At 66.5% G+C, this 13,285-nt stretch carries 9 protein-coding genes; 2 read left to right on the plus strand and 7 right to left on the minus strand.

From position 1 onward, the window contains the following. Positions 1-3: 3 nt before the first annotated feature. Together JYG32_RS39050 and JYG32_RS39055 are read right to left on the minus strand one after the other, a co-directional pair. Positions 4-1,155 carry a DUF2345 domain-containing protein gene (locus tag JYG32_RS39050; protein WP_249744850.1) on the minus strand — a complete coding sequence of 384 codons (1,152 nt, stop codon included), beginning with the start codon at positions 1,153-1,155 and terminating at the stop codon, positions 4-6. 42 nt (positions 1,156-1,197) lie between these two features. Beyond that, positions 1,198-2,517, minus strand: a complete 1,320-nt coding sequence (locus JYG32_RS39055; RefSeq protein ID WP_249744851.1) for a type VI secretion system Vgr family protein — start codon at positions 2,515-2,517, stop codon at positions 1,198-1,200. 1,042 nt (positions 2,518-3,559) lie between these two features. On the opposite strand from JYG32_RS39055, the gene JYG32_RS23415 reads away from it, so the two are divergent. Then, a complete protein-coding gene (locus JYG32_RS23415) occupies positions 3,560-5,299 on the plus strand; it encodes a S53 family peptidase (RefSeq protein ID WP_213267138.1) in 1,740 nt (579 codons plus the stop codon). A gap of 88 nt (positions 5,300-5,387) precedes the next feature. Here JYG32_RS23415 and JYG32_RS23420 read toward each other — a convergent pair whose 3' ends face one another. The 5 genes from JYG32_RS23420 to JYG32_RS23440 form a co-directional block, all read right to left on the minus strand. Then, on the minus strand, positions 5,388-6,806 hold the full coding sequence (locus tag JYG32_RS23420; RefSeq protein ID WP_174378803.1) for an MFS transporter: 1,419 nt from the start codon (positions 6,804-6,806) through the stop codon (positions 5,388-5,390). Positions 6,807-7,172: 366 nt separating this feature from the next. Continuing rightward, positions 7,173-8,009, minus strand: coding sequence for an ABC transporter permease (locus JYG32_RS23425; protein ID WP_047901362.1), 837 nt, complete (start codon positions 8,007-8,009; stop codon positions 7,173-7,175). Between the two features lie 37 nt (positions 8,010-8,046). Continuing rightward, positions 8,047-9,309 carry an ABC transporter permease gene (locus tag JYG32_RS23430; RefSeq protein ID WP_174378828.1) on the minus strand — a complete coding sequence of 421 codons (1,263 nt, stop codon included), beginning with the start codon at positions 9,307-9,309 and terminating at the stop codon, positions 8,047-8,049. Positions 9,310-9,412: 103 nt separating this feature from the next. Then, complete coding sequence (locus JYG32_RS23435; RefSeq protein ID WP_213267139.1) at positions 9,413-10,459, minus strand: ABC transporter substrate-binding protein; 1,047 nt, start codon at positions 10,457-10,459, stop codon at positions 9,413-9,415. A 77-nt stretch (positions 10,460-10,536) separates the two neighbouring features. Next, positions 10,537-11,643, minus strand: coding sequence for an ABC transporter ATP-binding protein (locus JYG32_RS23440; RefSeq protein WP_174378805.1), 1,107 nt, complete (start codon positions 11,641-11,643; stop codon positions 10,537-10,539). Positions 11,644-11,752: 109 nt separating this feature from the next. Here JYG32_RS23440 and JYG32_RS23445 point away from each other — a divergent pair, with 109 nt between their 5' ends. After that, positions 11,753-13,276 carry a PLP-dependent aminotransferase family protein gene (locus JYG32_RS23445; RefSeq protein ID WP_213267140.1) on the plus strand — a complete coding sequence of 508 codons (1,524 nt, stop codon included), beginning with the start codon at positions 11,753-11,755 and terminating at the stop codon, positions 13,274-13,276. Positions 13,277-13,285 lie beyond the last annotated feature (9 nt).

Below are 13,285 nucleotides of genomic sequence, written 5' to 3' on the forward strand. Positions count from 1 at the left end.
GAATCAGGTTTCCTTATTGTTATGAAGCAGCAACTTGAGCCCCCGCGCAACATCCTGCTGGCTCAACGAAGTCTCTCCCTTGTCGCTGGTTATGCCCTCGATAATCTGTCCGCTGGCGAGCTGAATCTTGTACGGTCGGTTCGCGACCGGTCGGCCGGTGATGTCGTCGCTGAGAATGAACCGCTCGTCGTTCGCGATATCGATCTGGTTGAACTTCGATAGCGGCAACGACAGCGCGCCCGGTCCTTCCTTCTGGATTTCGATGATTTTGAGGATCAGGCAGCCGGCCCCGCCAATCTCGACGTTATCGCCCTGCACCTTGATGTAGGCCGTACCGCCACCGCCGAGCACAACCCCGTTCGCGGCATTGACGGTCGTGGTGCCGTCGGCACTGGTGATCCGCATGTCCTTCTGCGCCACCAGTTCCATCGTGTCCGACTGCGCCTGGATTTGAACCTTGCCGCGCGCGGCGTAGAGCTTGATGCCGAACTTGTGCACAAACAGCGACAGCACCTCGCCCGCAGCGATCGCGACGTTCCGGAGCGCATTCACGTTGAACCGCGACGACGTGCCGACACTCACGTCCTTGCCCGCCGACACCATCACCCGATCCGGCGTCGCCAGACCAATGCCGTTCGGCGCGGACAGTGCGATCACGGCCGTCTTCAAGCTCGCCAGTTCTTCCTTCAGCCACGCGTTTTCCGCCTTCAGGTCCGTGAACTCCGCGTGCGCCACCGCTGCGGCGTCGGTCAACCCCTGGGCCTGCGCCTGTGTCAGCGCAAACTGGTTCGTCGCCGGCCGCATGTCGGTCGTCTGCCCGATCGCCTTCTCCTGCCTGTCGGACGACACCAACAGACCGCCCCCCGCGCGCACATGCCCCCGATCGTCGGTGCGCAGTTCGAAACCCTCGCCGCGCAGTTGCTGGTCGCGGTCCACCGTATAGCCGAGATTGAGCTGCGACTTGCCATGCTCGGTCGCGACCTTGATGTGTTCGCGACCCTGCCGGTCGTCCATCTCCAACGTGTTGTTCGAGCGCGTGCGGATCGTATTGCGCGTGCCCCAAGGCACGCCCGCGACGATCGGATCCGTGTGCTGAGCGGTATGCAGCACGTGGCTGATGAACGGCAAATCCACGCAGCCCCACAGAAAGCTCACGCCGACCACCGTGCCCTCGACGAGCCCGAAGTGAAAGCCGGTCTAGTTCGGCCCCGCGAACGGTTTCGCCAGCCTCATCGGGCAGCTCTGCAGACCCGGTGCTCGCGTGTCGCGATCCAGATGGAGATCGACGATGTATTCGCCCTCGCTGTCCAGATACGGGTCTTTCCAGCCGCCGGACGACGCGATCGTCCCGGTGATGACCCCGTCGATCCTGGGCCACGTTGCTTCCTTCAACGGCATTCGATACTGGCGATCGGATGGAATCGCGTCGAACTTGACGTAATAGGCCTTCTTCCGGCTCGCGCCGCACGTCACCCGCACCACGACCAGCCCGTGCTTCGCATCGTGCAATTCCCGGTTCGACAGTTTCAGCACCGAGCCGGGCGTGAGGTCCAGCATGTCGCACTCGCCGCGATACTCGACTTGCCCGGCCAGCGCAACCTCGCGGCGCAATTGCGCTTCTTCCTTCGCCTCGTCCTCACTCTGGCTCGGCGTTCCCCATGTATACGCTTCACCATACGTGCCGCGATCCTCGCGGATCGGGCTGACCGCCTCGATCGGATCCGAAATCGCCGTTTCCGTGCTGAACGTGCGTACCGTGTAGGCCGCCGGCAAGGTCTTCGCGTGCATTTCGAGCGCACTGACCGACTCGATGCCTCCGGCTTCCAGCCCTCCGTGCGGCCGGTACGCAACCGTCAGGCGCTCTGGATCGCGACGATAGTGCGCATAGTCGTCGCCGAAGCGCACGCGCTCGCAACGTTCGCCTTCGTCGCACACAAACCAAATACCCGAGCGTCGGCACAAGCGCGTAATGAACGCCAGGTCATCCTCGCCCCATTGCATCACGAAGCTGCGCTTGCGATAGGTCCGATACAACTGGAATTCGAAACTCGCAAAGATCCGGTTGAATTCATGCTCCCGCAGAATCCGCTCGATGATCTCGGGAATGCACATGTCCAGAAAGAACCGGCATTTCGGCGTATTGCGCAACAGCGCCAAACGCGATTCCAGCACGATCTCGTACAGCGACTCGTCGCGATTGGTGGCCTTCAGCGCAAAGCTCGTTACCACGCCTTGCACGCGTCGCGCGCCTTCCGGCTGGCTCCAGCAGTCACGCGGCGGCGGCTGGATCACGAACGCGCCCATCCGGTTCAGGAATTCGCTGCGCGACAAGTCATGACGGGGATGCGTGAACTGGATCGTGTACTTCGTCGGCTCGCCGATCCCTCGCGCCCCTTCGAACTCGTATATGTCGGCGAGCGCAGCAGCAGGCGCGCCCCTGAGATCGAGGCTGTAGAACTGGTGAATGTTGACGCCCGCGCGCGCGGGTGTGTCGGAAATGGCCGTACTCGCGGTCAAAGAGCCCTCCGAAAACGTTTGCGGAATAACCCGCGAGACTTTAACGGCGCGAGGGACGAAGCCGCCATCGGACGAATATGAAATTGCAAAAAACGGGATTCGAAGCCGAATCGATTAACGGGCTCTGGTCGAACACAAACAGACTCCGTGCTTCCCAGATAGCGATTCGCTTGATTGGCACCACGCTGCTGGCGCATAGATCTTCACCGTGCGACATGCCCCCGGTGCGTTCAGGACAACGGGGCGTCTGTGCCGAAGGGCGACCGAACGTCACCCTCGGGACGCCGAGGACTCGAAAGCATTTCGTGAAAATCGGGATGGCCGGCTGATAATCGAACATGCAATACGAAAAGCTCCCGCCCGGCACTTCGCGAAATGCGCGTTGAGCCCCTCCAATCCAATTTCGGCGATGGCGGAGATCAAACGTCAGCGATCACTACCGCATATCATTGCGCGCCGCACCGGGGAGAATCTCCCGCGCAACGGCGGCGTTGCTTCACGAAGGCACCGCGGACAGTTCCAATTTCCCTCGCCCAGACTCGAGCATTTCCTCTAATTCGCGGCGACGCCCCCGCAATCGAAAGCCGTCCGCAAGACTGCGCGATGCGCTGTTCCACAGTTCGGGAAGCATTTGCGATCGGCCGGCCCTGTTTTTGTGCATGCGCGAACCGGTCAAGCCCACATCGCATCGTTTGACCACATAGTGCGACTCGACCTGCGTCCACACCCGGTCGCGAAACACGCATGCGTATGCCGGTCCGCGACGTCATCGCGCACGTTCCTGCGTTGCAGCGAACGACTCGTGCGCGCGAACGTCGCGCGTCGTCGTGCCGTCGTGTCGCGAACCGGTTCCGTCGTCGGCGCCCGCCGCTCGCCGCGTTCGTCGTGCGCGACGCGCGATTCCGCACGCCGATGTCAGAACTGACAGCTATGGAAACTGGCAGCTACCTGAACGGCACCGACGCCCTACGCTCGTCACCGCTCGCGGCCCCACAAGGGTCGAGGGCTCCAGCAACGTCGTCTCTCCTAAAAAGGACTCCCGATGAAAAGGAACGCCTGGTTTGCCCTGCCTCTTCCGTCGCCCCGCCGCCTTGCGTGCGCGTGGCCGCTCGTGCTCGCCGCCGGCGCGGCGCACGCGACGACGGACTGGGTCGATACCCACACGAAAGCCTTTCTGACCGGCCCGCAGTTGATGGCGCGCAGCGCGGCGCCTTCGCTCGAACTCGCGGCCGGCGAGACGACGGACGTCGTCGTCAGCCTGAAGCTGCGCAACGCCGCGCAGCTCAAGCAACTGGCGCGCGACGTGAACCGGCCCGGCAGCGCGCATTACCGCCAGTACCTGACGCACGAGCAGTTCCTCGCCAGCTACGCGCCGACCGACGCGCAGGTGAAGTCGGTCGTCGACTATCTGCGCAAGAGCGGCTTCGTGAATATCGAGGTCGCGCCGAACCGGCTGCTGGTGTCCGCGCACGGCACGGCCGGCACCGTGAAGACCGCCTTCAACACGTCGCTCGTGCACTTCCAGTACGCGGGCCGCTCGGGCTTCGCGAACGCATCGACCGCGCAGGTACCGAGCGCGCTCGGCGACGTCGTCGGCTCGGTGCTCGGGCTGCAGAGCGTCGCGCGTGCACGGCCGCTGCTGCGCATCGGCAATGTGGCGAAACCGCAGGCGCTCGCGGCCGGCACGGCGACGGGCCACTATCCGAAGGAATTCCCGGGCCTCTACAACGCGACCGGCGTGCCGACCGCAGCCGGCGTGACCGTCGGCATCATCACGATCGGCGGCGTGTCGCAGACGCTGCAGGACCTGAAGCAGTTCACGTCGAGCAACGGTTACGGCACGGTCTCGACCCAGGCCGTCAAGACCAACGGCACCGGCACGAGCGGCAGCTACAGCGACGACCAGGACGGCCAGGGCGAATGGGATCTCGACAGCCAGTCGATCGTCGGCTCGGCCGGCGGCCAGGTCGGCAAGCTCGTGTTCTACATGGCGGACCTCAACGCCACCGGCAACACGGGCCTCACGCAGGCGTTCAACCGCGCAGTGTCGGACAACACCGCGAAGGTGATCAACGTGTCGCTCGGCTGGTGCGAAACCGACGCGAACGCGGACGGCACGATCGACGCCGAAGAGCAGATCTTCACGACGGCCGCGGCGCAAGGCCAGACGTTCTCGGTGTCGTCGGGCGACGAAGGCGTGTACGAGTGCAACAACCGCGGCTATCCGGACGGCTCGAACTACACGGTGTCGTGGCCGGCTTCGTCGCCGCACGTGCTCGCGATCGGCGGCACGACGCTCTACACGACGTCGGCAGGCGCGTTCTCGAACGAAACGGTGTGGAACGAAGGGCTCGACGGCAACGGCAAGCTGTGGGCGACGGGCGGCGGCGTCAGCACGATCCTGCCCGCGCCGTCGTGGCAGTCGGGCAGCAACCGCCAGTTGCCGGACGTCGCGTTCGACGCCGCGCAAAGCACGGGCGCGTATATCTACAACTACGGCCAGTTGCAGCAGATCGGCGGCACGAGCCTCGCCGCGCCGATCTTCACGGGCTTCTGGGCGCGCCTGCTCGCGGCGAACGGCACGGGCCTCGGTTTCCCGGCCAGCAACCTGTATAGCGCGATTCCGTCGAACCCGTCGCTCGTGCGTTATGACGTCGTGTCGGGGAACAACGGTTATCAGGGGTATGGCTACACCGCCGGCACCGGCTGGGATTTGACGACCGGCTTCGGCAGCCTGAACATCGCGAACCTCAACCAGTTGATCAAGTCGGGCGGGTTCTGAGCGATTCGTGAAGGCCGGCGCGCGGCAGTGGTTTGCCGCGCGCCGAATTGCTTGCCGTCTACAGGTCGCACCTTGTTCGCGCACGACCCTATTCAGTCGCCCGCTCATTCACACGCTCCTGCACGGCCGGCACACCGTTCCGGTGCGACGGCGCAAACAGCCGCAACCCGCTCGCGACGCTCGCAGCCCCGGCGAAACCCGCACCGAGCATCAGCGCGAGCGTCGGCCCGTGACGCCCCGCGATCCCGAACGACAGCGCGACGAGCGCCGCGCCCGTCGCCTGCCCGATCAGCCGCGCGGTCGCGATGATCCCGCTCGCGCCGCCGCTGCGCTCGGGCGGCGCGCTCGACATCAGCGCCTTCAGGTTCGGCGACTGGAAGAAGCCGAAACCCGCGCCGCACAGCATCATCCGCCAGCCGATGTCGATCACGCCCGGCGCGGCCGGCATCGCCGCGAGCGACACCATGCCCGCGCTCAGCAACGCGAGCCCGATCGCGCCGAGCAGGCCCGGCGGGTATCGATCCGACAGCCGGCCCGCGATCGGCGCGGCGAGCGCGACGATCGCCGACCACGGCGTCATCAGGAACCCCGTCTCGACCGCGCTGCGATGCAGGACGGTTTCGAAATAGAACGGCAGCGACACGAACGCGAGCCCCTGCGCGGCGAACGCGCACACGGCGGTCAGCGCGGACAGCGTGAACACGGGCCGGCGAAACAGGTCGACCGGCAGCATCGGCGCCGGGTGCCCGGCCTGGCGGCGGATCAGCAGCCAGCCGAACGCGAGCGCAACCGCGGCCGCCGCGAACACCACGGAAAGCGGCCCGCGCTGCGCGAATTCGCCGAGCGCGAAGATCAGCGATGCAAACGTGATCACGTTGAACAGCGCGGCGACCGGATCGAACGCATGCTTGCCGCGCGCCGTCTGCGGCAGCGACGGAATCGCCACGGCAAGCGCGAACACGCCGAGCGGCACGTTCACCGCGAACAGCCACGGCCATGCGGCGACCGACAGGATCAGCGACGCGATCGTCGGCCCCACCGCGAACGACACGCCGACGACGAGCGCGTTGAAGCCGACGCCGCGCCCGAGCCGGTGCGCGGGAAACAGGCCGCGGATCAGCGCGACGTTGACGCTCATGATCGCGCTCGCGCCGAAGCCCTGCACGATCCGCGCGGCCGTCAGCATCGGCAGCGTCGATGCGAGCGAACAGCCGAGCGATGCGAGCGTGAACACCGCGAGCCCGGCGATATACACACGCTTGTGGCCGACGATGTCGCCGAGCGACGCGAACGGCAGCAGCGTCGCGACCATCGCGAGCTGGTACGCATTGATGATCCACACGGACGCGGCCGGCGACGCGTGCAGGTCGGCGGCGATCGCGGGCAGCGCGGTGTTCGCGATTGCGGTGTCGAGCGTCGCGAGCGCGACGGCCAGCAGCACGGCGGACATCGCGCGCCAATTGACGGCCGGCTCCCGGGCGCCGGCGGAGGAAGCGAATTCGGACAAGATGAGGCTCGGCTGACGAGCGACGTGCGACGTCGCGGATTGAGCGGCGCGGCGGCGTGCGTGCCGGACGGCAAGACCGGCGCGCGCGTTGCCGCGATCCGTATTGTTGCAGAGCCGCATCGAACCTGCAGGCGGCCGCCACGTCAGTCAGCGAAACGAAAGCTTGGGCGATGCCGTGCCTTGCGCGCGGCATCGTTGAGCGCACAACGATCGACGATCCGGCGAGCGCCGGGCGGCGTTCCGGGCGCGTGCCCGTCTTCGTCGTGTCGGCGCTGGCGGCCGGCCCGGCCGCGTCTGCCGGCGGCACCACGCATCGGCCATGAGCCGAAGCATGGTGTACGTGCGCCGCCGTCGCGCCGGGTCAGATCACGTCACCGCGCGCCGCGCGTTGCGTCCGCGCAGCCATTCAAGTGCGAGGAGCAGGCTCGTCGAGAAGATGATCAGGATCGTCGCGAGCGCGGCGATCGTCGGGCTGATGTTCTCGCGAATGCCGGTAAACATCTGGCGTGGCAGCGTCGTCTGGTCCGCGCCCGCGAGGAACAGCGTGACGACGACTTCGTCGAACGACGTCGCGAACGCGAACAGCGCGCCCGACATCACGCCCGGCGCGATCACCGGCAGCGTCACGCGGAAAAAGGTCGACACGGGATTCGCGCCGAGCGACAGGCTCGCGCGCACGAGGTTCTGGTTGAAGCCCTGCAGCGTCGCGGCGACCGTCGTCACGACGAACGGCACGCCGAGCGCCGCGTGCGCGGCGATCAGCCCGGTATAGGTATTCGCGAGCCCGAGCGGCGCGAAGAACAGGTACATGCCGACGCCGACCACGACGACCGGCACGATCATCGGCGACAGCAGCACGGCCATCAGCAGCCCCTTGCCGCGGAAGTCGGCCTTCGTGAGACCGATCGCGGCGAGCGTGCCGAGCACGGTCGCGACGACGGTGGCCGACGGCGCGACGATGAAGCTGTTCTTCGCGGCCATCCGCCACTCGTCCGACGCGATCAGGTTCTCGTACCACCGCATCGAGAAGCCCGGGATCGGATAGACGAGGAACGTGCTCGACGAAAACGACAGCGGCACGATCGCGAGCACCGGCAGGATCAGGTACAGCAGCGTCAGCACGACGAGCACGCGCAGCGCGACGTACCACGCGCGCTCGACGAACGACATGTGCGGCGCGAACAGCGGCCTGGCGAGTTTCATGGTCGGATTCCCCTTCCCGTTTCGTTGTACGCGGCGCTCAACCGAGGCTCACGTTGCTGCGCGTGAAGCGCCCGTACACCGCGTACAGCACGAGCGTCGCCGCGAGCAGCAGCCCGCCGAGCGCACACGCCATGCCCCAGTTGATCGTCACGTTCGTGAAGTACGCGACGTAGTAGCTGACCATCTGGTCGTTCGGCCCGCCGAGCAGCGCAGGCGTGATGTAGTAGCCGATCGCGAGGATGAACACGAGCAGCGCGCCCGCGCCGACGCCCGGATAGGTCTGCGGCACGTACACGCGCCAGAACGCGGCGAACGGATGGCTGCCGAGCGACACGGCCGCGCGCTGGTAGGTCGGCGGGATCGACTTCATCACGCTGTACAGCGGCAGGATCATGAACGGCAGCAGGATGTGCGTCATCGAGATGTACACGCCGACGCGGTTGAACAGCAGCGTCAGCGGATGCGAGATCAGCCCGCTGCCGATCAGCGCCGTATTGATGAGCCCTTCGCTCTGCAGCAGCACGATCCACGCGGCGACGCGCACGAGCACCGACGTCCAGAACGGAATCAGCACGAGGATCATCACGAGGTTCGCGCGCCGCTCCGACAGCGTCGAGATCCAGTACGCGAGCGGGTAGCCGAGCAGCAGCGCGAACAGCGTGACCGCGATGCCGATCACGAACGTGCGGCCGAAGATCGCGAGATAGATCGACTGGTCGGGATCGGCCTGCACGATGTGGCCGAAACCGTCCTGTTTGTGGTCGAGTGACGCGAGCAGGTAGAACGGCGACACCTGGCTGCCGTTCTTCGCGATCGACTGCCAGTACGCAACGTCGCCCCAGCGCGAATCGAGCTCGATGAATTTCGCACGCGTCTGCGCGGGCGTCAGCGTCGCGTCGGCGGCATCGTTATTGCCCTTCAGCGGCATCGCGCGCGCCGTCTTCGCGACGAGCGAGCGATAGCCGGGAATCTCGGTATTCAGGCGTCGCGCGAGCGCGCCCATCGCCTCGCTGTCGGCCACCTTCGTCATGTCGGCCGCGAGCGCGACATACGCGGCGTCGGCCGGCGGCGCCTTGCGGTCCCAGCCCGACAGCGCGGCAACCGTGTTCGGCAGCGCGGTCGCGATCTCGGGGTTCTGCACCGCGCGCGTGAGCAGCGTGCCGATCGGTACGACGAAGATCAGCAGCAGGAAAATCGCGAGCGGCGCGACCAGCAGCAGCGCCATCGTGCGCTTGCGGGCCTCGGCAGCCTTCAGTTCGCGCTTGAGCGCGGCGCTCGACGAGGAAGGCGCGATCGTCATCGTGTTCAACGGTTCTCTCCGGCCGGACCGCGATCCGGCGGCATGCCGCGCGGCGCGCTACAGCGCACGCCGCGCGGCCGGTTGCTTGCGTCAGGCGCCCGGCTTACTTCGTCGCCCACGCGGCGAAGCGCTGCTCGAGCTCGTCGCTGTGGTCGGTCCAGAAACCGATGTCCTCCAGCACCGCGTTCTTGCCGTTGGCCGGCGAGTTCGGCAGGTTCGCGAGCGTCTTCGCGTCGAGCGACTTGATCGCGGCGACGTTCGCGGGGCCGTACGCGATGTGCTGCGCATAGGCCTGCTGCGGCTTCGGCGTCAGCGAGTACGCGATGTACTGCTCGGCCAGCGCCTTGTTCGGCGAGCCCTTCGGAATCGCCCAGTAGTCGAGGTCGTAGATGCTGCCGTTCCACACGACCTTCAGGTTCTTGCCTTCCTTCTGCGCGGCATCGATGCGGCCGTTGTACGCGGTCGACATCACGACGTCGCCGGCGACGAGGAACTGCGGCGGCTGCGCGCCCGCTTCCCACCACTGGATGTACGGCTTCAGCTCGTCGAGCTTCTTGAACGCGCGATCCTGGCCGGCCTTCGTGCCGAGTACCTTGTACACGTCCTTCGTCGCGACGCCGTCGGCCATCAGCGCGAATTCGAGGTTGTAGCGCGCGCCCTTGCGCATCCCGCGCTTGCCGGGGAATTTCTTCACGTTCCAGAAATCGGCCCAGCCGGTCGGTGCCGACTTCAGCTTGTCCGCGTTGTACGACAGCGCCGTCGACCACACGAAGAAGCCGACGCCGCACGCTTGCGGCGATTCCGGAATCAGGTCGGACTTCTTCGCGATCTTCGACCAGTCGAGCTTCTCGTACAGCCCTTCGTCGCAACCGCGGTTCAGGTCGCCCGACTCGACTTCGACCACGTCCCAGTTGACGTGCTTCGCCTCGACCATCGCCTTGACCTTCGCCTGCTCGCCGTTGTATTCGACGGCGGTGACCTTGTTGCCGGTTGCCTTCTCGAACGGCTGGTTGAACGCGGCCTTCTGCGCGTCGCCGTTCGCGCCGCCGAAGTTGACGACCGTGAGTTCGGCGGCCGTTGCCGATGCGCCGACGACGGCGAGCGCCAGTGCCAGCGCCGTGCGGCGCGCGGTAAAGCTTGCTCGTTTCATGATGGTTCCTCTCCTCTCGTGGTGGAAGTGGGCAGTTGTTGTTGACGACGTGCTGCGGTAAATCGGGAAAGCCGGGCTCACGCGAACACGCGCAGGTGCTCGGGCGCGAACGCGAGCGCGACCGGCGCGCCGGGCGAGAACGCGTCGAGCGCGCCGGTGCCGAGCGGCACCTTCACGAAGCATTCGTCCTGGCCCGGCAGCGCGCAGCGCATGCGCACGTGATCGCCGAAATAGATGAGGCTGCGCGCCTCGCCGGTCAGCCGGTTCGCGGCTGCGCCGTTCGCGTGCCCGTTCGCGCCGTGCGCGGCGAGGCTCATGCGTTCGGGGCGGATGCACGCGACGGCCGACGCGCCCTCGGCGGCTTCGCCGATATGGCGGCCGACGAGCTTCGTACCGTCGTCGAGCCGGAACTCGCAGAATTCGCCGTCGACGCGCGCGATGGTGCCGCGCAGCCGGTTGCTGTCGCCGATGAAGTTCGCGACGAATTCGTTGCACGGCGATTCGTACAGGCGGTCGACGGTGTCGAGCTGCTGCACGATGCCCTTGTCGAACACGGCCACACGATCGGACATCGTCAACGCCTCGCCCTGGTCGTGCGTCACGTAGACGAAGGTCACGCCGAGCTTCTCGTGCAGCGCCTTCAGTTCGTACTGCATGTGTTCGCGCAGTTGCTTGTCGAGCGCGCCCAGCGGCTCGTCCATCAGCACGAGCTTCGGCTCGAACACGAGCGCACGCGCCAGCGCGATGCGCTGCTGCTGGCCGCCCGACAACTGCGCCGGATAGCGTTTCGCGAAGCGCTCCATCTGCACCATCTTCAGCGCATGCGCGACCCGCTCCGCGCGCTCGGCGGCCGGCAGCTTGCGCACGCTCAGCGGATACGCGACGTTCTGCTCGACCGTCAGGTGCGGGAACAGCGCGTAGTTCTGGAACACCATGCCGATGTTGCGCTTGTGCGGCGGCACATTGTTCAGGAGTTCGCCGTCGAGGCGGATCTCGCCGCCGGTCGGAAACTCGAAACCGGCGAGCATCATCAGGCAGGTCGTCTTGCCCGAACCCGACGGCCCGAGCAGCGTCAGGAATTCCCCGCGGTGGATATCGAGGTCGAGCGACTTGACGACCAGCGTCTCGCCGTCGTAGGTCTTCCGCACACCGCGAAAGCTGACGATCACATCATCGGACTTCATCGTGGCTGTCCCCTTGCTCCGCGACAATCGCTTTTTGAGATGCGATCCACTATACGGTGCGCACGGTTCTACAATAGGGAACCATTTCAATATTACTAGTAGGACCACTTTGGATACCGTGATCCTTGCCGACTGGCTCTCCGCCCGCCTCGACCGCGGCTCGTCCGAGCCGATGTACCGGCAGTTGCTCCAGCAGATGCAGCAGGCCATCCTGACCGGGGAATTGGGGCCTGGAACGAAACTGCCCAGTTCCCGGACGCTCGCGGCGGACCTGTCGATCGCGCGCAATACCGTTCTGCATGTGTACGACCAGTTGACGGCCGAAGGCTACGTGCTGACGACGACCGGCAGCGGCACCTACGTGGCCGACACGCGGCCGGACGCCGCCGCGATCCGCGCGCCGGGCGCCGCGCCGCCGCCGTCCGACGCCGGCACGCTGCCGCTGCCGGACGCGCAGGGCAGCCTGTCGATGCGCGGCCGGCGACTGATCGAGCACGCCGGCGTGTCGCGGCGCCAGTGGGGCGCGTTCATGCCGGGCGTGCCGGACGTGTCGGAGTTTCCGAGCCGCACGTGGAGCCGCCTGCAGGCGCGGCTATGGAAGGAGGCGAACCCCGAGCTGCTGACCTATGCGCCGGGCGGCGGCTATCGGCCATTGCGGCGCGCGCTCGCCGATTACCTGCGCGTCGCGCGCTCGGTCAAATGCTCGCCGGACCAGGTGATCATCACGACGGGCATTCATCAGTCGATTGATCTCGCGGTGCGGCTGCTGTCCGACATCGGCGATCGCGCGTGGGTCGAGGAGCCATGCTACTGGGGCGTGCGCAGCGTAATGCAGGCGGCCGGGCTCACGCTCGCGCCGGTACCGGTCGACCAGGAAGGGCTCGCCCCGCGTGCCAGCGACATGCAGCATCCGCCGCGGCTCGTGCTCGTCACGCCGTCGCATCAGTACCCGCTCGGGATGGTGATGAGCCTCGCGCGGCGCCGGATGCTGCTCGAATACGCGCGCCAGCACCGCTGCTGGATCATCGAGGACGATTACGACAGCGAATTCCGCTACGGCAGCCGCCCGCTCGCGTCGCTGCAGGGGCTCGACGACGGCGGCCGCGTGATCTACGTCGGCAGCCTCGGCAAGATGCTGTTCCCGGGCCTGCGGATGGGCTACATGGTCGTGCCCGAGCATCTGGTCGACACCTTCCGCACCGGGCTGTCGGAGCTGTATCGCGAAGGCCAGTTGATGCAGCAGGCCGTGCTCGCCGAATTCATCATGGACGGCCACCTGACTTCTCACGTCAGGCGGATGCGCACGCTGTACGGCGAGCGCCGGCAACTGATGATCGACGCGATCCGCGCGCGCTTCGGCGACGCGCTGCCCGTGATGGGCGACGAGGCCGGCCTGCATCTGGTGCTCGGCCTGCCCGATGCCTGCGACGATCGCGCGGTCACGCAGAGCGCGTTCGACGCGGGCGTGATCGTGCGCCCGCTCACCAGCTACTACAGCAACCTCGACACCGCGCGGCGCGGCCTGCTGCTCGGCTATGCGTGCGTCGCGCACGAAGGCATCAAGCCCGCGTTCGACACGCTCGCTGCGACCATCGAGCGGCATCTGCCGCAGCACATCACGCGCGCGGCATGAGGCCGGTCA

Origin of the sequence: Burkholderia pyrrocinia (assembly GCF_018417535.1) — a bacterium.
GTDB lineage: Bacteria > Pseudomonadota > Gammaproteobacteria > Burkholderiales > Burkholderiaceae > Burkholderia > Burkholderia pyrrocinia_E.

Excerpts from the sequence above, each read along its gene's own strand:
- JYG32_RS23440 (WP_174378805.1), bottom strand. The coding sequence starts at position 11,643 with ATGAAGTCCGATGATGTGATCGTCAGCTTTCGCGGTGTGCGGAAGACC.
- JYG32_RS23415 (WP_213267138.1), top strand. The coding sequence starts at position 3,560 with ATGAAAAGGAACGCCTGGTTTGCCCTGCCTCTTCCGTCGCCCCGCCGC.
- JYG32_RS23435 (WP_213267139.1), bottom strand. The coding sequence starts at position 10,459 with ATGAAACGAGCAAGCTTTACCGCGCGCCGCACGGCGCTGGCACTGGCG.
- JYG32_RS23430 (WP_174378828.1), bottom strand. The coding sequence starts at position 9,309 with ATGACGATCGCGCCTTCCTCGTCGAGCGCCGCGCTCAAGCGCGAACTG.
- JYG32_RS23425 (WP_047901362.1), bottom strand. The coding sequence starts at position 8,009 with ATGAAACTCGCCAGGCCGCTGTTCGCGCCGCACATGTCGTTCGTCGAG.